At 63.3% G+C, this 17,937-nt stretch carries 18 protein-coding genes; 8 read left to right on the top strand and 10 right to left on the bottom strand.

What is annotated here, in order from left to right; genetic code table 11:
• Positions 1-127 precede the first annotated feature (127 nt).
• Positions 128-790, top strand: a complete 663-nt coding sequence (locus ACFSM5_RS05315) for a TetR/AcrR family transcriptional regulator (protein ID WP_379875225.1) — start codon at positions 128-130, stop codon at positions 788-790.
• Between the two features lie 62 nt (positions 791-852).
• Here the strand turns inward: ACFSM5_RS05315 and ACFSM5_RS05310 are convergent, their stop codons facing one another.
• From ACFSM5_RS05310 to ACFSM5_RS05285, 6 genes are all read right to left on the bottom strand, one after another.
• On the bottom strand, positions 853-2,112 hold the full coding sequence (locus tag ACFSM5_RS05310; RefSeq protein ID WP_379875224.1) for an OmpP1/FadL family transporter: 1,260 nt from the start codon (positions 2,110-2,112) through the stop codon (positions 853-855).
• 396 nt (positions 2,113-2,508) lie between these two features.
• The gene (locus ACFSM5_RS05305) at positions 2,509-3,996 is read right to left on the bottom strand and encodes an MDR family MFS transporter (RefSeq protein WP_379875223.1); all 1,488 of its coding nucleotides are present in this window, start codon (positions 3,994-3,996) and stop codon (positions 2,509-2,511) included.
• A 56-nt stretch (positions 3,997-4,052) separates the two neighbouring features.
• A complete protein-coding gene (locus ACFSM5_RS05300; protein WP_379875222.1) occupies positions 4,053-5,858 on the bottom strand; it encodes an ABC transporter transmembrane domain-containing protein in 1,806 nt (601 codons plus the stop codon).
• A 430-nt stretch (positions 5,859-6,288) separates the two neighbouring features.
• Positions 6,289-6,741 (bottom strand): methylated-DNA--[protein]-cysteine S-methyltransferase, encoded by a 453-nt coding sequence (locus ACFSM5_RS05295; protein WP_379875221.1) that lies wholly within the window; start codon positions 6,739-6,741, stop codon positions 6,289-6,291.
• 106 nt (positions 6,742-6,847) lie between these two features.
• Positions 6,848-7,528, bottom strand: coding sequence for an RluA family pseudouridine synthase (locus ACFSM5_RS05290; protein WP_379875220.1), 681 nt, complete (start codon positions 7,526-7,528; stop codon positions 6,848-6,850).
• Positions 7,525-7,965, bottom strand: a complete 441-nt coding sequence (locus ACFSM5_RS05285; RefSeq protein ID WP_379875219.1) for a hypothetical protein — start codon at positions 7,963-7,965, stop codon at positions 7,525-7,527. Before ACFSM5_RS05285 ends, ACFSM5_RS05290 begins: the two co-directional genes overlap by 4 nt.
• 44 nt (positions 7,966-8,009) lie before the next feature.
• On the opposite strand from ACFSM5_RS05285, the gene mtgA reads away from it, so the two are divergent.
• Both mtgA and ACFSM5_RS05275 read left to right on the top strand, forming a co-directional pair.
• Positions 8,010-8,681 carry a monofunctional biosynthetic peptidoglycan transglycosylase gene (mtgA, locus tag ACFSM5_RS05280; RefSeq protein WP_379875218.1) on the top strand — a complete coding sequence of 224 codons (672 nt, stop codon included), beginning with the start codon at positions 8,010-8,012 and terminating at the stop codon, positions 8,679-8,681.
• 133 nt (positions 8,682-8,814) lie between these two features.
• On the top strand, positions 8,815-9,597 hold the full coding sequence (locus ACFSM5_RS05275) for a ferredoxin--NADP reductase (protein ID WP_379875217.1): 783 nt from the start codon (positions 8,815-8,817) through the stop codon (positions 9,595-9,597).
• A gap of 9 nt (positions 9,598-9,606) precedes the next feature.
• Here the strand turns inward: ACFSM5_RS05275 and ACFSM5_RS05270 are convergent, their stop codons facing one another.
• The 4 genes from ACFSM5_RS05270 to ACFSM5_RS05255 all read right to left on the bottom strand — a co-directional run bounded on the left by ACFSM5_RS05270 (position 9,607) and on the right by ACFSM5_RS05255 (position 12,930).
• On the bottom strand, positions 9,607-9,819 hold the full coding sequence (locus tag ACFSM5_RS05270) for a hypothetical protein (protein WP_379875216.1): 213 nt from the start codon (positions 9,817-9,819) through the stop codon (positions 9,607-9,609).
• A gap of 27 nt (positions 9,820-9,846) precedes the next feature.
• Positions 9,847-10,473 carry a hypothetical protein gene (locus tag ACFSM5_RS05265; protein ID WP_379875215.1) on the bottom strand — a complete coding sequence of 209 codons (627 nt, stop codon included), beginning with the start codon at positions 10,471-10,473 and terminating at the stop codon, positions 9,847-9,849.
• 245 nt (positions 10,474-10,718) lie between these two features.
• Positions 10,719-11,663 (bottom strand): cytochrome c peroxidase, encoded by a 945-nt coding sequence (locus ACFSM5_RS05260; RefSeq protein WP_379875214.1) that lies wholly within the window; start codon positions 11,661-11,663, stop codon positions 10,719-10,721.
• Between the two features lie 16 nt (positions 11,664-11,679).
• A complete protein-coding gene (locus ACFSM5_RS05255; protein ID WP_379875213.1) occupies positions 11,680-12,930 on the bottom strand; it encodes a class I SAM-dependent methyltransferase in 1,251 nt (416 codons plus the stop codon).
• A gap of 196 nt (positions 12,931-13,126) precedes the next feature.
• Between ACFSM5_RS05255 and ACFSM5_RS05250 the strand changes: the two genes are divergently transcribed.
• From ACFSM5_RS05250 to ACFSM5_RS05230, 5 genes are all read left to right on the top strand, one after another.
• Positions 13,127-14,374 carry an ABC transporter substrate-binding protein gene (locus ACFSM5_RS05250; protein WP_379875211.1) on the top strand — a complete coding sequence of 416 codons (1,248 nt, stop codon included), beginning with the start codon at positions 13,127-13,129 and terminating at the stop codon, positions 14,372-14,374.
• Positions 14,375-14,628: 254 nt separating this feature from the next.
• Positions 14,629-15,498, top strand: coding sequence for a branched-chain amino acid ABC transporter permease (locus ACFSM5_RS05245; protein ID WP_379875209.1), 870 nt, complete (start codon positions 14,629-14,631; stop codon positions 15,496-15,498).
• Positions 15,499-15,503: 5 nt separating this feature from the next.
• Positions 15,504-16,511, top strand: a complete 1,008-nt coding sequence (locus ACFSM5_RS05240; RefSeq protein ID WP_379875208.1) for a branched-chain amino acid ABC transporter permease — start codon at positions 15,504-15,506, stop codon at positions 16,509-16,511.
• Complete coding sequence (locus tag ACFSM5_RS05235; RefSeq protein ID WP_379875206.1) at positions 16,508-17,233, top strand: ABC transporter ATP-binding protein; 726 nt, start codon at positions 16,508-16,510, stop codon at positions 17,231-17,233. Before ACFSM5_RS05240 ends, ACFSM5_RS05235 begins: the two co-directional genes overlap by 4 nt.
• Entirely contained in the window at positions 17,233-17,937 is a 705-nt protein-coding gene (locus ACFSM5_RS05230; RefSeq protein WP_379875205.1) for an ABC transporter ATP-binding protein, read from the top strand. The genes ACFSM5_RS05235 and ACFSM5_RS05230 overlap by 1 nt, the downstream gene beginning before the upstream one ends.

The following is a 17,937-nucleotide window of genomic DNA, read 5'->3' as shown; positions in this document are numbered from 1 at the left end:
GCAGGCAAAAAGAAAGGCCCTGTCGCGGACCCCTTGCGAGAAAATGTAACGTAGCTTACATTACTGTCAAGCGGATGTTGCGGTGGTAGGGTATTCCAACCTCGGGGGGAGGAGAACGAGCGACAGAATGAGCGACACGACCTTGGACACTCTTGTATCGATCAGCCGAGAAACCGACGCTGGCGCCTCCAACCGGCGCGAGGCGCGTCGGCAGGCCATGATGGTAGCCGCGACCGAGCTTTTCTGCACCAAGGGCTATGGCGCGACCTCGCTGTCGGAAGTGGTGAAGCAGTCGGGCGGATCGCTTTCGACGCTCTATGACCTGTTCGGCAATAAGGCCGGGCTGTTCCGCGCCATCGTGGAAGACCGCTGCCGGGGCATCACCGAACTGTTCCAGCGCGACGATATCAACGAAATGCCGGTCGAACAGGCGCTGGGTACCTTTGCCTGCATCCTGATCAACCACACGATGGACGACGATACGATGGCCGCCCTGCGCACCATCCTCGCCGAAAGCATCCAATTCCCCGAACTGGGCCACCTCTTCTACGAAAGCGGCCCGGAGCCGAGCAAACAGGCGGTCGCGAACTATCTGGCCGAACAGACCAAACGCGGGCGTCTGGTCATCGACAACCCCCGGCGCGCGGCAGAGGATTTCTGCTCGCTGGTCTGCGGGGACGCCAAGATGCGCGGCATGTGCGGCCTACCGACCTTCCTGCCCGGCATCACCGGCGAGATACAGGCGCAGCACGCGGTCGAGGTGTTCCTGCGCGCTTACGGACCGCGGTAGGCATAAAAACAAAAAGGCCGGGGATCGCTCCCCGGCCTTTTTCTTTGAACCCCGGCCCCGCCCTAGAACTTGTAGCGAGCCTGCAGACCCAGCACATGGATCATCGGGTCTTTGGATCGAGCATTGGTCGTGCCACCAAATGCCTGGGTGCGGCTCAGGTCGCTTTCTTTGACCAGAACCAGCAGATAGGCGGCATCGAGCGCCCAATTATCCGTGATGCCCCAGCTGGCGCCCAGACCGAGATTGATGCGGTCGCCATCGGGAACGCGGGTCGAGCGGTGGTTATCGTTGGTCGGCGACGTGTCGTACTGGACACCCGCGCGGAGCGTCCAGGCCGGGTTCAGCTTATATTCGCCGCCAAGGGCAACCGAGTAGCTGTCGTGGTAATTCTCGGTCGAGGTCGTATTCAAGGCCCCGGTCGGCGAGACGACCCGCAACGTCTTGAAGTTCGACCAGTTGAACCAGTTCACCTGGGCCAGCAGTTTCGCCTCCGGCGTCACATCCCAAGCCAGACCAAGACCGACGATATCCGGCGTCTTCAGCTTCGCCGTGGCATCATCTTCCAGGACGGTGACACCGCCCGCTGTACGCACCCTCGCCGTGCCTTCGAGCTTATGGGAAACCGCCGAGCGATAGGTCAGGCCCATCGTCACGGTTTCGACCGGCTTGAAGGTCAGACCGGCGTTGAAGCCAACCGACCAGTCATCGCCCTTCACCCGGCCGAGCAGGTCGGTTGCAGGCGTGGGAACAGCGGCCCCCGGAACAGCGTTGGTCAGTTCAGCCTCAGCACGCTGCACGTCGATCCCAGCGCCAAGAGACCATTGGTTATTGATCTTATAAGCAGCGCTGAGACCGAGATTGATCGTCTGCAGATGCGATTTGACCGAGTCGTAGCGGCCGAACCAGCCTTCTTCATATTCACCCGACAGACCGAAGGGCGCGCTGACGCCCATGCCAAGGCGCAGTTCCGGTGTCGGTGCCCAGACACCATAGAGATTGGGCAGAACCGCCGGATCATAGGGGTTGCCGCCATCACTGGTGCCGGTCGCCGGAACGGTGCCGGTATCGCGTAGCTTCTGATTGAACAGGATCAGATTGGCGCCCGCCGCCACCTGGCTGCGGTCGAGGTTCGTCATGCCTGCGGGATTGGTATAGACCGTGCTCGCATCGAAGCCGGTGGCATTCTGGCCCGCGAAAGCCGACCCCATGCCCGTGATGCTTTGTTCCTGAAGGTAGAAGCTGCCCGCCTGGGCACTGCCAACCCCTGCCAGGACGCTCAAGGCGACCCCTGTCAGCAGACGGATTAATGGCGTCGATTCCATGCTCCGCATCATTTTTCTCCCGGTAAACCTGCTTTTTCGTACCGCTGTTAGCCGCGATCTCTGCTTAACCGGATAACACGGTTAAGGAGCAGGTCCAATATGGAGAATACCGCTGTTACGGAAAATTGACAGAAACAAGGCGCGGCTGTTGCTCTACCGCCACAAGTTGCGGAGCAACTTGTGGCGGCTGGTTTAGTTGGTCCCTCGCCGGGCGGGTGCATCCGCACCCTTGGCCGCAGCCGCAATGGCTGCTGGGGGAGAAATCAATCTCTCGTCATCCCGGTGCTCGACACCGGGATCTCCTCCGGGAGCCCGTCCTATACTTACTCCAACAGAGTTGAAACGCCCCCGGAGGAGACCCCGGGATCAAGTCCCGGGGTGACGGCATTTAAAAAATCAATCGTTGCTCGACCGCAGCGGGCGTTCTTCCACGCGGGCATAGACCGCGAGGCCGACCAGCATCAGCACCGCCGTCACCAGGAACAGCACGCCAAAGGCATTGCTGATGGTCAGGCGATCCTCGGGCGTCAGGGCAGCACGCGCCAGCCCCTCAAGACCACCGGCCGAGGAGAGCGACGGGGTCCAGGCTGCAATCAGCCCCAGCACCATCGCGGTGCCACCGGCCATAAGTACGGCTCCCCCCAACGAGCGCACAAAACCGAACGCTCCGGTAATGGCCCCCAGGTCCCGTTTGGCGACGGCATTCTGCGAGGCGACGATGGTGGTCGGGAAGATCGGGCCGATACCCAGCCCGATGGGGATCAGCAGCAGGGCCGCGAGCCAGGCAGGCAACTGCCCGGCAAAGGCGGCTTGGATCAGCAGGGCGATCACAGCGAAAGGGATGCCGACCAGAACCGGCAGCCGGTACTTGCCGGTCTTCTTGACGTATTGCCCGCCAAAGAAGGCCGTCACCGGCACCGACAGCATGAAGGGGATCATCATCAGACCGGCGAAATCCGGCGTGGCGCCCAACCCAACCTGAAGATATGTGGGCGCCAGCACCGCCACCGCGAGATAGGCGCCAAAGACGATGAAGATCGAGGCCAGGGTCGGACCGATCACCCGGTCGGTCAGGAAATGCGGCGGCAGGATCGGCTCGTCCACCTTGGTCTGGCGACGGAAGAAGAACCAGAGGCCGCCGACCCCGGCAACCAGCAGCCCGGCGATGACGGGCATTCCCCAGGTGGCCGAGGTACCGCCTTCGGAGATGGCCAGCAGCAGCGTCGTCGACCCCACCAGCAGCCAGAGGATCGAGGGCGCGTCGATCCGGGCCGGGCGGGTCTGCAGCGGCAGCTTGCGCAGCGCCACCACAACCACCGCCATAGCGGCAAGGCCGAGCGGAATATTGATCCAGAAGACCCATGGCCAGCCCACATGGGCGGCAAAAACCCCGCCCAGGATGGGGCCTGCCAGCGAGGCCGCCGCCCAGGTCATGGAGAAGAAGGCGGCATAACGGGCGCGCTCACGCGGGCTGATGATCTCCCCCACCAGCGCCTGCACGGTGGTCATGAGGCCGCCGCCCGCTAACCCCTGAACGGCGCGCGCCAGGATAAGCTGCACCATGGTCGTCGAAATCGCACAGAGGACCGAGGCGATCAGGAACAGCACCATGCAGCCGTAAAGCAGACGGCGGCGGCCATAGAGATCGCCGAGCTTGCCCAGGATCGGCGTCCCGGCGGTCGCGGTCAGCATATAGGAGGTGATGATCCAGCCGATCAGGTGAAAATCGCCCAGATCCTTGCCGATCACCGGCAGTGCGGTCGCGACGATGGTCTGATCGAGAGCCGCCAAAAACAAGGCCAGCAACGCGCCGAAGAGAACGACCTTGATCTCCCTCGGCGTCAGGGCGACGGGTGGAGGGGCGGCTTCGGCGGCACTGGACATGATACAGGCTTTCCGGCCTCCCGGTCGGCCTACACAGGCGGCGGGGAGTTCTGGGGTTACTCCGCCGCCGGGCGACGAAGGGGAGCGTCGAACTGCAAGGCAGCCAGGCGGGCATAGAGTCCGTCGGCGGCCACCAGGCCAGCGTGACTGCCACTTTCTACCAGACGCCCCTGGTCCATGACCAGAATACGATCACTATTGGTGATGGTGGCTAGGCGATGGGCGATGACGATGCTGGTGCAGCCGGTCATCAGACGCTCCAGCGCCTGCTGCACCGCCTGTTCCGATTCCGCATCCAGGGCGCTGGTAGCTTCGTCCAGCAGCAGCAGGGCCGGACGGCGCAGAATTGCACGGGCAATGGCGATACGCTGACGCTGGCCACCCGACAGGCGCACACCGCGCTCGCCCAGTTCCGAGGCATAGCCTTCGGGCAGACGGTCGATGAAGTCGGCGGCAAAGGCCGCTTCGGCGGCGGCCTTGACCTCGGCATCCGAGGCATCGGGGCTGCCGTAGCGGATATTGTCGCTGACGCTGCCTGCGAAGATCACCGGATCCTGAGAGACGACGGCGATCGGACGGCGTAGCGCCTCGGGATCCAGGGTGCGCAGATCATGGCCATCGAAGCGGACCACACCGCGCTGGGGATCGTAAAAGCGCAACAGCAGCTGAATGACCGTGGTCTTACCCGCGCCGCTGGGGCCGACCAGGGCCACACGCTCGCCCGCCTTCAGCTTGAAGGACAGATCATGCAGTGAAGGACGGTCGGGCCGGGTCGGATAGGCGAAATCGACACCTTCGAAGGCCACTTCACCCTTGGCGGGCTGGGACAGGATCGCGGGCGATGCGGGAGCTTCGATAGCCGGGACGGTGGTCAGCAGCTCGACAATCCTCTCCGACGCCCCGGCGGCGCGTTGCAGATCGCCCATCACTTCGGAGATCGAGCCGACGGCCCCTGCCACCACGGCGGCATAAAAGACGAAAGCCGACAGATCGCCGGGGCTGAGACGCCCGGCCAGCACATCATGACCGCCGATCCAGAGGATGACGGAAATGGCACCGAAAACCAGCAGGATCACGATGGCGGTCAGCAGCGCGCGGGCCCGGATGCGCTGGCGGGCAGCGGCGAAGGCAGTCTCGTTCCGGGCGACAGTCTGCGCCCGCTCCCACCCTTCGGCGGTATAGGCCTGGACGGTGCGGATCGCGCTCAAGGCATCGGAGACCTGCACACCCACGGCGGCGACGGCATCTTGCGACGCGCGGGAGAGCGCGCGCACCTTACGCCCAAAGACGATGATCGGCACCACCACCAGCGGCACGACCAGGAATACGAGGCCAGTCAGCTTGGGGCTGGTGATCAGCAGCATGGCGGTGCCGCCCAGGAAGGTCGCCACATTACGCAAGGCAACCGAAACGGCCGAACCGACGACGCCTTCGATGATCGCGGTATCGGTCGTGATGCGCGACTGGATTTCGGCGCTGCGGGTCTTGTCGAAGAAGCCCGCGTCCAGGCTGACAACCCGAGCAAAGACGTCGCGGCGCAGATCCGCCACCACCCGCTCGCCCAGCCAGGACACCAGGGAGAAGCGGGAATATGTGGCCAGCGCCATGACGATGACGGCGCCCATCAGGACCAGCACCGCCTTGTCCAGCAGCGCCGCATCCCCCGCCACGAACCCATGGTCGACCAGCGTGCGCAGGCCCCCGCCGAGCGCCAGCACGGAACCGGCAGCGATCAGCAGGGCAACCGTCGCCCCAACCAGCTTGAGCTTGTGGGGCTTCAGATAGGCGAACACGAACCCCAGCGCGCGGATATCGCGGGAAGCCGGACGGTCGTTGGGCATGGCAGTCGGGCGGCGCGCCAAGGGCGGCGAACTCCTGATGGTTTTGAGAGGGACTCGCAATCGCCCCCGGAGGCCCCGGTATAGCAGCCGGTCCCCAGGCGGGCAAGTTGGGGGGACATTCTGTCGCCGCAAGGGGGAGGCGGAGGGCCTTCTCGTCACTGTTACCCCGGGACGTGATCCCGGGGTCTCCAACCTTTCCTGTTTTGTCGTCACCCCGGGACTTGATCCCGGGGTCTCCTCCGGGAGCGCTTCCACGCGGCCTCGGTCCTCGTTGGACAGGCACCCGGAGGAGATCCCCCGCATGAAGCGGGGGATGACGACATTTTATAGATTGGCGCCCGTCAATCGCCCCTGTGATTGCGCTCAACCGTCAGAAACACGTCGTTCTGATGAATTTCGTCGAAGATATAGTGTGCCTTTTGCCGGTGCATCTCGGCGTCGAGACCCTGCATCAAATGCCGAACAGATCCGGTTCCGGCCCTTCGAACCGCAGCAGGGCAACCTTCATCGGCAACCCGCCGCCAAAGCCGACGAGCTTGCCACCCGCGCCGATGACCCGGTGGCAGGGAACGATCAGGCCGATGGGATTGGCGTTATTCGCCATGCCGACTGCACGCTGGGCGTCGGGATTGCCGATCCGGCGCGCCATCTCGCCATAGGAAATGGTCTCGCCGTAGGGAATGAGGCAGAGCTGGCGCCACACGGCCTGCTGGAACTCCGTTCCTTCTGCCGCCAGGGGCAAATCGAAGTCGCGGCGTTTCCTGGCGAAATATTCGTCGACCTGCCGGGCAACGGGAGCGATGGCGGCTTCGTCCCAGTCGGGGGACTCCCCCAGTTCGGCGATCCAGCGCGGCTGCTCGTCATCGGGCAGGATGAAACGCGTCAGGGCGCCGTCACTGTTCACAACGGCGACGGCGACACCTAGCGGTGTTTGGATGCGCCCGGCTCTTACCACTCCCACCCCGCCGCCGTGCTTGGCACGGCAAACGCAAAAACCAGCGATGGGGCGGTCACCAAGACCACCCCATCGCCTTGAGATAAGAGGCCATATGCGGCGGCGGCGGTGCTTCGGCCACGATGGGTGGGCCTTCTTCCTTGTAGGGGATCGTCAGACGCCTTGCGTGCAGCATCATCGGCTGCGGCATGGTCGAGGCGATGCCATAGGTGATATCGCCGATCAGCGGCAGGCCGATATGGGCGCAATGCACGCGGATCTGGTGAGTGCGACCGGTCATCGGCTCCAGCTCCAGCCACGCCGTGCCTTCGGTGCGCGCCAGCACCTTCCAATTGGTGACCGAATGCTGGCCCTTCTTGTCGACCAGGATCTTCCAGCCTTCGCCCCGGCGCGTCACTTTCAGCAGCGGGGCCGTGATCCGGCCCTCGTCTCCCTTGGGATTGCCCGCAACAATGGCCCAGTAGGCCTTGCGCACTGACCCTGCCTGGAACAGCCGCCCCAGCTTGGACAGTGCCTTCTTGTGCCGTCCGAGCGCGAGGCAACCCGACGTGTCGCGATCCAGCCGATGGGCGAGATGCGGTGGCTCCTTGCGCTCGAACTGCAGGGCCGGGAGATATTGCTCCAGATCGTGCTTCGTCGTCGGCCCGGCATGGACCGCAAGGCCTGCGGGCTTGTCGATGATCAGCAGATTGCCGTCGCGATAGAGGATGCGCGCGACCAGATCCTCGGCCTTCATGCCTCGCCCCGGTCGACGGCCTGATAATGGGCGCTGGACGCCTTCAAGGTGGCGGCGACGGTATAGGGATCCTCTAGCGGGAAGATCGTCAGGCGGCGGCGGCCAAAGCTCTTCAGGTCGACGGTCATCCAACCGCCGGTGACCATGTTTTTGCCCGCGCCGCGCACATTCACCATCTTGGTTTTGCCGGTATAGAGGTGACCCAGCGGCCGGAAGGTCGATATCTCGCCCTCCAGGATCACGGCCGGGTGGTTGAAGAACCGCTGCCGTATCCAGTAGAGCGCCAGCACGAAGATCCCCAGGCCGAAGTTCCAGGGCATGGGGAAGCTGGCCGTCACGCCCACAGCCAGGATGACGTGCAGGATCAGAAGGCGGCGCCAGTCGAAGCTGGCCATGAAAACCGGGGACTTGTCGGTGGGGGTGTGCTCTTGTTTCATGTGCGCTAATCTGCCGATAACGGAGCGTCGAGGAAAGCAAAAGCATGGTTCGCCGTATCGCCCGCTGGGTCGCCTATGGGATCGGTGGACTTATTGCCTTCTGGCTCGTGATGATCCTGGTCTATCGCGTGATCTATCCGCCCGTCACGCCCCTGATGGTGATCCGCCTGTTCGAGGGCGAAGGGCTGAAACATGAAGCCGTCGCCTGGGATCGCATCGACAAGGATATCGCCCGCGCCGTGATCGCGGGGGAAGACAATAACTTCTGCAGCCATAACGGCGTCGATTGGGTCGCCGTCCAGGATGCCATCGAAGAATATCGCAATGGCGAGGACTTACGCGGCGCCAGCACGGTCACGATGCAACTGGCGCGCAATCTCTTCCTCTGGCCCGGTGGCGGCTTCATCCGCAAGGGCGTGGAGGTGCCGCTGGCCTTCACCATCGATCTGCTGTGGCCCAAACACCGCATCATGGCCGTCTATCTCAACAGCGTGGAATTCGGCCCCGGCATCTATGGGGTGGAGGCAGCCAGCCGTCACCATTTCGGCAAATCCGCCGCCCAATTGAACCGGACGGAGGCAACCCTGCTGGCCGCCGTGCTGCCCAATCCGCGCCGCTTCGACGCGGGCAAGCCGTCCGCCTATATCCAGCGCCGCTCCGCAACCTTGAGCCGGATCATGGGGCAGTTGGGCAATTGGACGGATTGCGTGACGTAAAGGAAGGCAAGGGGCGCCCGGGCCGTTGCGAGGCTGTTGCAACGCGGCGATGCGTCGCCACCCCTTTACCAGCCCCCGGAAAAAGCTTATGTCACAGTCTTGACTGCTCATAGCCGGAAGTTGCACAGAGATCATGAGTAATTTGATCGAGGAAAAGGTCACCTCCGTCCATCATTGGACTGATAATCTTTTCACCTTCACGACCACCCGTTCGCCGACTTTCCGCTATGAGAACGGCCATTTCACCATGATCGGCCTGATGGTCGAGGGTAAGCCGCTGCTGCGCGCCTATTCCGTTGCCAGCCCCAATTATAATGAAGAGCTGGAATTCTTCTCGATCAAGGTGCCGAACGGCCCCCTCACCTCGCGGCTTCAGCATCTGAAGGTCGGCGATGGGGTGCTGGTCGGCAAGAAGGCCAGTGGCACCCTGGTGGTCGATAATCTGACGCCGGGCAAGCGCCTTTATCTGCTGTCCACCGGCACCGGCCTTGCGCCCTTCATGAGCCTGATCCGCGATCCGGCGGTCTATGAGAAATACGAGACGGTCGTGCTGACCCATACCTGCCGCACGGTCGGTGAACTGGCTTATCAGCAACTGATCACCGAGGAACTGCCCAATGACGAGTTCCTGGGCGAAGAAGTGAAGGCCAAGCTGCGCTATTACCCGACCGTGACGCGCGAGCACTATAAGACCCAGGGCCGCATCACCGACCTGATCACCTCCGGGAAACTGGCCGCCGATCTGGGTCTGCCGGAACTCAATGCCGAAGAAGATCGCGTGATGCTGTGCGGCAGCCCGGAAATGCTGACCGACACCCAGGCCTTGCTGGAAGCCCGCGGCTTCACGATGGGCCGGGCTTCTGCACCGGGCACTTTCGTGATCGAGAAGGCTTTCGTGGGATCTGCTGAGGACTAAAGCGCGGCGTTAGCGCAGCCAGTCCGGCAGTTCGGGATAGGATGGCTCGTCACCAATCTGGGTGATCGCCTGCCGCGCACAACAGGCACTGCTGTCGGTGAGAACTTCCAGAAAGAGGTTATAGGCCGGGAAATAGCCGATCTCGCTGTGGCGGTAGAAGCTTTCCCGGCTGCCGTCGGGATGCTGCCTATCAAGGATCTCCTCGCACCCATAAAGGCGCATATCGCCACTGCCGGTGCCAATCCGGCTTTAGGCCGGAAGGGTCAGGCGATAGCAGCAGAGCTTCAGGGTTTCTTCGCCATGGAGCTCGCCGGAGGTCTTTTCCGACCGCACGGTCCGCAAGGCGAAGCGTGCGCTCTGTTCCAACGGTTTCTTATCCGCCCTCACCGTCACCTCCAAAGGCACCGGGCCTTCAGTGATGCGCAACAGCCCTCCAAGCATATAGAAATCCTCGTCCGCACCTTTGGCATGCGTCCTGGTAACCAGAAGCAGATCCGAGGGAGAAAAGGCTTGGAGCATCACCTCCCGATCCCCGGAAGCCGTCTGCTCGTTCCAGGCGAGGGTTTTGACCTTGCTGCCGGTGGCATAATGATCCCATCGGAGATCTTCGAAAACCCGCCAGTCGAAGCGAACTCCCGATGGAGAAACCGGCGCATATTCCTTGTTAATAGCCCAGGCGCCCGCAAGGACCCGGAACATCTCCGTCAGATCGGGGAGAGCCGTAAACTCTGCCTCCAGGACCGGGCGCCGCTTGGACACCGCCTCCAGCTCGCAGGCCCTGTCGGACCAGCAGGTGATCTCTGGCGGGTTCGGGGGAGACATCGCACCGGCCGCCGGGGCAAATGCACAGATCAGAAGGACGAGCACTGCTTTCATACCGCCACGCTGACGCTAGATTGCGGCGGGATCGAGTTAAACAACCGTCATGAAGGCGCTACGCGGTTCGGCCACACAAGATCCCGGATCAAGTCCGGGATGACAGGTCTTGTTTGTTCCGTTCCGGCTTTAGAAGCGACGGCGGGAGGTATGAAATGCTAGGCGTGCGGAGCACAGGACCGGAGCGTACGTCTGTACGTGAGGATCCGAGCACCGCAAGCAACGACGCAGATCGTGCCTCCCGGCTAGCGGTAAGGATTGGCGTAGAGGGGATCGGCCAGCACGGTCTGGTCGGTGAGCGTGCGCAGGAAGGCTTCCAGGTCCGCGCGTTCGTCAGTCGACAGGCGCGCACCGGCGGCATGGACCGAAAGCACGTCACTCAGGGTCTTGGCCGCGCCATCGTGGAAATAGGGCGCCGTGCGCTCCACGTTGCGCAAGGAGGGCGTGCGGACGCGGGTGGCACCGCTGGTATCGCCCTGGGGCGGGTGATAGCGGAAATCGGTCAGGAAACGGCCACCGTGGCAGGTGCCGCATTGGGCATGGGGACCAAAGAAGAGGGTGCGGCCACGCTTGGCATCCTCGGGCAGATCGCCCTCGCCCCGGCGCTGACGGTCGTAGGTTGAGTCGAAACTGACCAGCGTGCGCTCGAACGAGGCAATCGCCCGGCCGACGTTGCGCCAGCTGATCGCCCCGGCGCCGTCGGGGAAAGCGGCGGCGAAGGCTGCCGGATACTCGGGATCGGCCTTCAGGCGGCCAAGGATCTCATCCTCGCGCCCCAGGCCGCCCATCTCCACAGGATGGCCGCCGAAGAGCGGCGTGAACAGCTGCTCCTCCAGACGGCGCACGGTGGGGTCGGACCAGGTGAGGACCGGGTAATAGGCGACATTGACCAGCGACTGCACATTGCGCGGATGCCGCTCGCCCGAAACGCCCAGCGCGCGGGGATGGCGGTCGGTGAAGGCGCGCTCCTGATCGTGGCAGGTGGCGCAGGACATATAGCCGGGGCCGGAAAGGCGGACGTCGTAGAAGAGCTTGCGCCCAAGCTCCACCTTCTCGACCGACAGGGGGTTGTCGACGGGGACGGATGGCGGCGCTTCGCCACGCGGCAGACGCCACTGCCACGGCGTCTGCGCCGCAGCTGGCAGCGCTGCCAGCATCAACCCGGCAAAAAGTAAAAGAACTCGCCCCATAGTCCTCTATGCATCGTCAGTCTGCCGCCTCCTTTCCCGCCGCAGGCGCGGTCTGGAAGGTCAGCGGAGTCTCGGCTTCATATGCAGTAATATAGTCTCTTGTCGCCGGTACAGCACCTGTATCAAGTGCCATCTGGATTTGGAAGTTCACATTGATCCTGTGGCGGAACGAAATCTCACTCCCCACCAGATAAAATTCCCACATCCGGCAGAAACGCGCGTCCGTCAACGCCTCTATTTCTGCACGATTATTATTAAAATTCTGTCGCCATGCCTTTAAAGTTTCAGCGTAATGACCGCGCAGGATTTCGATATCGGTAATCCAGAGATTGGTTTTCTCGATCACCGGCACGACTTCGGAGACAGCCGGGGAATAGCCGCCGGGGAAGATATATTTGCGGATCCAGGGGTTGGTGTAGCCCGCCCCATCGGCCCGCCCGATGCTATGCAGCAGCGCCACGCCCTGGGGATCCAGCAGTTCCTCGACCTTCTCGAAGAAAGCCGGGTAGTGGTTGACGCCCACATGTTCGAACATCCCAACCGAGATGATGCGGTCGAAGCTGCCGTTCAGGGCGCGATAATCCATCAGTTCAAACTTCACGCGGCCGTCGAGGCCCTTTGCAGCGGCCCGCTCCCGGGCGACGGCCAGTTGTTCGGTCGAGAGCGTGACGCCCAGCACCTCGACATCCGCGGCTTCGGCCAGATGGATGCCAAGCCCACCCCAGCCGGAGCCGATGTCGAGAACGCGCTGGCCGGGCTTCAACAGCAGCTTGGCCGCCAGATGCCGCAGCTTGGCGGCCTGGGCCTCGGCCAAGCTCATGTCCGGGCGCAGATAATAGGCGCAGGAATATTGCATCGAGGGATCGAGGAACAGCTCGAACACCCGGCGCGACAGATCATAGTGATGCGCGACATTCTGACGCGACCGCGGCGCCGGATTGATCTGCATCAGGCGCCGCCCGATCTTGCGCACCACATCGATCACGCCCTGGAGCGGATGGGTCCCGAAGTTGTTCATATTGATATAGACGATGTCGAACAGGTCGGCGAGGTCGCCCTCCTCCACCGTCAGACGCCCGTCCATATAGGCTTCCCCTGCCGCCATCCAGGGATTGAAGAAGACGGAATTTTCGGCCTTCTGATCGTGAAACTTCAGCGCGAGGGCGGGCTTTCCGCCATCCCCGAAACGATGGCGCGTTCCGTCTGACGCGATGACATCGAGCGTTCCGACCCTGATCGCTCGTTTAAGCAGACCGGCAAGCAGCATGTAATCCCCCTCCTCGGTCGATAAACTTCCGATTTCCTGGATAACAACGACACACTTGGAAAGTTCGTAAACAGATGTGGGACCTATATTCTCGTCTTGGCAAGGGGTCACGCATCCGTCATTGATCTTATCAACAAGGACAGGGACGCCGACCCATCGGCGATGCCGCAAGAAACGCGCTTAACAGGAGGAAATCATGTCGTCCATTTTCACGACCCCGACCCGCCGCCAGTTCCTGGGCACGACCGCCGCGACGGCTGCCCTGACCGCCTTCGGTTCGGCCCCGGTCTTCGCCCAGGGCGCTGCCCTTAAGGTCGGCGTGCTGCTGCCGCGCTCCGGCATCCTGGCGCAGGCAGGCCAAGCCTGCTTCCGCGGGGCCGAGATCGCCGCCAAGATCCTGCCCGGTATGGGCTACACCCTCGAAATCATGTCGGGCGACACGGAATCGAACGTCGATCAGGCGCGCGCCCGCACCGAAAAGCTGATCAACGACGGCGCCCAGGTCATCATCGGCGCCTTCGACAGCGGCCAGACCGGCGCCGCCGCCCAGGTCTGCGAACAGCGCGGCATTCCGCTGGTGGCCAATATCGCCGCCGCCCCGCAGCTGACCGAACAGGGCTACAAGACCTTCTTCCGCAACTTCCCGACCTCCATCGATCTGGTCCGCAACGCCTTCCCGCTGATGAAGGATATGTTCGCGGCCGGTGGCAAGACCCCGAAGTCGGCGATCTTCCTGCATGCCAACGACACCTTCGGCATGGCCAACAAGGCCGCCTTCGACCAGCTGTTCCCGGCAGCGGGCATGCCCTTCACCATGGTCGAGCCGATCTCCTACGACCCGAAGGCGCAGGATCTGTCGGTCGAAGTTGCCAAGGCCAAGGCCACGGGCGCCGAGCTGGTGATCGTCACCACCCGCGCTGCCGACGCCATCATGCTGGTCAAGGAAATGGTCAAGCAGCGCTGGGAGCCGATGGGCATCGTCTCGCCGGGCTCGCCGGGTCTCTATGACGCGCAGTTCTATAAGGCGCTGGGCAAATACGCCGATTTCTCGGTCACCAACCTGCCCTGGTTCAACCCGAATGCCGCGCTGACCAAGAAGGTCCAGGCCGAGTTCGCCAAGCTCTATCCGAACGATGCCTTCGACGGGTACGGCTTCAACATCGGTTGCACGCTGGACGCCATCCTGGTCGCCTGCGATGCCTTCAAGCGCGCCGGTTCGGCTGCTCCCGAAGCCATGCTGAAGGCGCTCCGCGAAACCAAGCTGGCCGAACATATGATGGTCGGCCCGGACATCACCTTCGATGCCAAGGGTCAGAACGTCAATTTCAGCTCGGTCGTCGTGCAGAACCTGAAGGGCCGCCCGACCGTCGTGATGCCGAGCGCCGCCGCCGAAGCCAAGCCGGTCTGGCCGATGCCCGGCTGGTCCGACGCCGCGCGCGGGTAGTTGGTAGGTTTTTGAGCGATCCCGGGCTTAGCGGCCCGGGATTTCTTTTTAAGAAGTGCCTTTCTCTTTTTCGTCATGCCCCGGTTCATCCGGGGCATCTCCTCCGGGGGAGTTTCCTCACTGCCTTAGTTCAGATTGGACGGGCTCCCGGAGGAGATCCCCCGATCAAGTCGGGGGATGACGACTTTTTTGGTTTGGAGGGATAAGGCGAGATTCTGTTTGGCCCCTCCGGTACTCACTGTAAAAAGAACCCCATGCCCTTAGATTTTTATCTCAACATCATCGTCTCCGGCCTGCTGACCGGCCTGATCTATGGCCTGGCCGCCATGGGGCTGTCGGTCATTTTCGGGGTCGTGCGCCTCGTCAATTTCGCCCATGGCGAGATGATGGTGCTGGGCATGTTCGGCGCCGTGCTGCTGGCCCAGAGCTTCCATCTGGACCCGATGCTGAGCGCGCCGCTGATCGCCGTGCTGATGTTCGTCGCGGGGTACGCTTTGCAGCGCGGGCTGCTGAACCGCTTCATCGAGCGCCCGGACCATCAGCAGTTCATCCTGCTGGTCGGCATCGCCATGATGCTGGTGAATGGCTTGCTGATGGTGTTCGGCCCCGACGCGCGCTCCACCGGGGTCGATTATGTCTTCGACAGTTTCGCGGTCGGTGCCCTGAATATCGACAAGGTGCGCGTCTATGCTGCCGGGACGGCGCTGCTGGTCGCCGCCCTGCTGTTCTGCTTCTTCCGCTATAGCCGCATCGGCACCGCCATCCGCGCCTGCGCCGATAATCAGCTGGGCGCCAAGGTCGTGGGCCTGGATGTCCAGGGCCTCTATGCCATCACCTTTGGCATCGGCGCCGCCTGCGTGGGCGTCGCGGGCAGCCTGATGAGCCTTGTCATCGATGTGCGCCCGCAGCTGGCGCCGGAATATACGCTGCTCAGCTTCATCATCGTCATCGTCGGCGGCCTGGGATCGATGGGCGGGGCGCTGCTGGGCGGCGTGCTGATCGGCGTGTCCGAGGCGGTCGCAGGCTTCGTGCTGCTGCCGTCGATGAAATCCATGTTCTCCTATGGTCTGCTGGTGCTGGTGCTGCTGCTGCGCCCCCAGGGCCTGCTGGGCAAGAAGGGCTAAGGGCCGTGTTGAAGGGACTTTTCGACGGGGTCACCCCGCGCGGCCGTGCGGCGCTGGCTTTATTCGCGGGCGGTCTGATTCTCTGGCCGCTGGTCGCCAACCCCTATCTGCTGGCCATCGGCACGCTGATCCTGTGGTTCGCCTATGTCGGGCAGGCCTGGAACGTGATGATGGGCTTTGCGGGGCAGTTGTCGCTGGGCCATACCCTCTATGTCGGGCTGGGCGGTTATGCAGCCGCCGCGCTGTTCGTGAAGCTGGGGATCGGCCCCTGGGCGGGAGTCTGGGTCGCCGTATTGGCAGCCGCCCTGGCGGGCCTCGTCATCGGTTGGCTGGGCTTCCGCTTCGGCATCAAGGGCGTGCATTTCGCCCTGCTGACCATCGCCTTTGCCGAGTTTACCCGCGTCGCCTTCGACCATGTGACGCCGCTGGGCGGTTCGGGCGGGCTGTTCCTGCCGGTCGACCAGCGTGCGGGCATCGATATCCTGGATCTGCGCGGCCCGCCCGCCATGTATTATTACATCATGATGGGCCTCGCCGCCCTGGCCCTGCTGGCCTGCCGCCTGCTGCTGAAAAGCCGCATCGGCTATTACTGGCTGGCCATCCGCGAGGATCAGGAAGCGGCAAGCGCCGTCGGCATCAATGTCTTCCGCTACAAGCTGCTGGCCGTGGTGATCTCCGCCGCCATGACGGCCCCGGCGGGTGTCTTCTATGCCTTCTATTACAATAACCTGTTCCCCGAGCAGGTGTTTGCCATGAACCGATCGATCGAGATCCTGCTGGGCGCCATCGTCGGCGGCATCGGCACCATCTTCGGCCCGATCCTGGGCGCCTTCATCCTGACCCCGCTGGGCGAGACCATGACCAATGTGCTGGAGCATATCGGCGTGACTGTTCCGGGATCGAAACAAGTCTTCTATGGCGCCGCCCTGGTGGTGATCGTGCTGTTCCAGCCCGCCGGGATCTGGCCCTGGCTCGCCAAGCGCCTGAAGCTTGTGACGGGAGACGGCAAATGAGCGATCTGCTGATCGTCGACGGCGTCTCCAAACGCTTCAAGGGCCTGAAGGCCGTCGATAATGTCTCCTTTTCCGTGCCTCAAGGCGGGATCGTCGCCCTGATCGGCCCCAATGGCGCGGGCAAGACCACCACGTTCAACCTGATCGCGGGCCTGTTCCCCGGCGACAGCGGCAAGGTCACCCTGGCGGGCGAGGATATCACCGGCCGCCCGGCCCATGAGATCTGCGCCGCCGGAATCGGCCGCACCTTCCAGATCGTGAAACCCTTTGCGGGTCTGTCGGTGCTGGAGAATGTGCTGGTCGGCGCCCTGCACCGCGAAACCAGCGTCACGAAGGCGCGGGATGCGGCGATGGAGGTGTTGCAGACCCTCGGCCTCGACAAGCTGGCCCAGCGCCCCGCCGGTAGTCTGACCCTGCCCGAACGCAAGGGGCTGGAGGTCGCCAAGGCCCTGGCGACCCAGCCGAAGATCCTGCTGCTGGACGAGGTGATGGCGGGGCTGCGGCCCACGGAAACCGACGCGATGGTTGCGACTTTGCGCGATCTTAACGCCCGCACCGGCGTCACCATCCTGCTGATCGAACATGTGATGCGGGCGGTCATGGCCCTGTCGCAGCATGTCGTCGTGCTGGACCACGGCGTGAAGATCGCCGACGGCAAGCCCGAAGACGTGGTCAAAGACCCGAAGGTCATCGAGGTCTATCTGGGCGAGGAGGCGCACTGATGCTGAGCCTTGATAAGATCACTGCGGCCTATGGCGATGCCGTCGCCCTGGATGATATCTCGCTCAACGTCGCGCAGGGCGGCATCACCGCCGTCATCGGCACCAATGGCGCAGGGAAAACCACGCTGATCCGCACGCTCGCCGGTATCATCAAGCCGCGCGCGGGCCGGATTTCCTTTGAAGGTCGGGATATCACCGACCTGCCCAGCCATAAGGTCGTCGACCTCGGCATCGGTCAGGTGGCCGAAGGCCGTCAGGTCTTCCCCACCCTGTCGGTGCGCGAGAACCTCGATATGGGCGCCCTGGTGCCGCGCGCCCGCAAAGGCGCCGCCGACCGGCTGGAAAAGATGCTGGAGCTCTTCCCGCGCCTCCGCGAACGCCTGACCCAAGCCGCCGGAACCCTGTCGGGCGGCGAACAGCAGATGCTGGCCATCGCCCGCTGCCTCATGGGACGGCCGACCCTGGTGATGCTGGACGAACCGTCCCTCGGCCTCGCCCCCGCCGTGGTGCAGGAGGTGTTCCGGGTGGTGCGGCGCCTGAAGGACGAAGGCCTGACCATCGTGCTGGTGGAACAGAATGTCGCCGCCTCGCTGAAGCTGGCCGATCAGGCCTATGTGCTGGAAACCGGGCGCGTGGTGCTGCAGGGCACAGGGGCGGAGCTGCTGACGGATGCACGGGTGCAGCAGGCCTATCTGGGGCTGTAG

This window comes from Lacibacterium aquatile, from assembly GCF_042683105.1.
Lineage (GTDB): Bacteria > Pseudomonadota > Alphaproteobacteria > Elsterales > Elsteraceae > Lacibacterium > Lacibacterium aquatile.
The sequence above is the reverse complement of the archived record's forward strand: the minus strand, read 5'-3'. Positions and strand labels throughout refer to the sequence as shown.

Excerpts from the sequence above, each read along its gene's own strand:
- ACFSM5_RS05275 (WP_379875217.1), top strand. The coding sequence starts at position 8,815 with ATGAGTAATTTGATCGAGGAAAAGGTCACCTCCGTCCATCATTGGACT.
- ACFSM5_RS05265 (WP_379875215.1), bottom strand. The coding sequence starts at position 10,473 with ATGAAAGCAGTGCTCGTCCTTCTGATCTGTGCATTTGCCCCGGCGGCC.
- ACFSM5_RS05235 (WP_379875206.1), top strand. The coding sequence starts at position 16,508 with ATGAGCGATCTGCTGATCGTCGACGGCGTCTCCAAACGCTTCAAGGGC.
- ACFSM5_RS05255 (WP_379875213.1), bottom strand. The coding sequence starts at position 12,930 with ATGCTGCTTGCCGGTCTGCTTAAACGAGCGATCAGGGTCGGAACGCTC.
- ACFSM5_RS05315 (WP_379875225.1), top strand. The coding sequence starts at position 128 with ATGAGCGACACGACCTTGGACACTCTTGTATCGATCAGCCGAGAAACC.
- ACFSM5_RS05285 (WP_379875219.1), bottom strand. The coding sequence starts at position 7,965 with ATGAAACAAGAGCACACCCCCACCGACAAGTCCCCGGTTTTCATGGCC.
- ACFSM5_RS05290 (WP_379875220.1), bottom strand. The coding sequence starts at position 7,528 with ATGAAGGCCGAGGATCTGGTCGCGCGCATCCTCTATCGCGACGGCAAT.
- mtgA (WP_379875218.1), top strand. The coding sequence starts at position 8,010 with ATGGTTCGCCGTATCGCCCGCTGGGTCGCCTATGGGATCGGTGGACTT.
- ACFSM5_RS05250 (WP_379875211.1), top strand. The coding sequence starts at position 13,127 with ATGTCGTCCATTTTCACGACCCCGACCCGCCGCCAGTTCCTGGGCACG.
- ACFSM5_RS05305 (WP_379875223.1), bottom strand. The coding sequence starts at position 3,996 with ATGTCCAGTGCCGCCGAAGCCGCCCCTCCACCCGTCGCCCTGACGCCG.
- ACFSM5_RS05310 (WP_379875224.1), bottom strand. The coding sequence starts at position 2,112 with ATGGAATCGACGCCATTAATCCGTCTGCTGACAGGGGTCGCCTTGAGC.
- ACFSM5_RS05245 (WP_379875209.1), top strand. The coding sequence starts at position 14,629 with ATGCCCTTAGATTTTTATCTCAACATCATCGTCTCCGGCCTGCTGACC.
- ACFSM5_RS05270 (WP_379875216.1), bottom strand. The coding sequence starts at position 9,819 with ATGCGCCTTTATGGGTGCGAGGAGATCCTTGATAGGCAGCATCCCGAC.
- ACFSM5_RS05230 (WP_379875205.1), top strand. The coding sequence starts at position 17,233 with ATGCTGAGCCTTGATAAGATCACTGCGGCCTATGGCGATGCCGTCGCC.
- ACFSM5_RS05260 (WP_379875214.1), bottom strand. The coding sequence starts at position 11,663 with ATGGGGCGAGTTCTTTTACTTTTTGCCGGGTTGATGCTGGCAGCGCTG.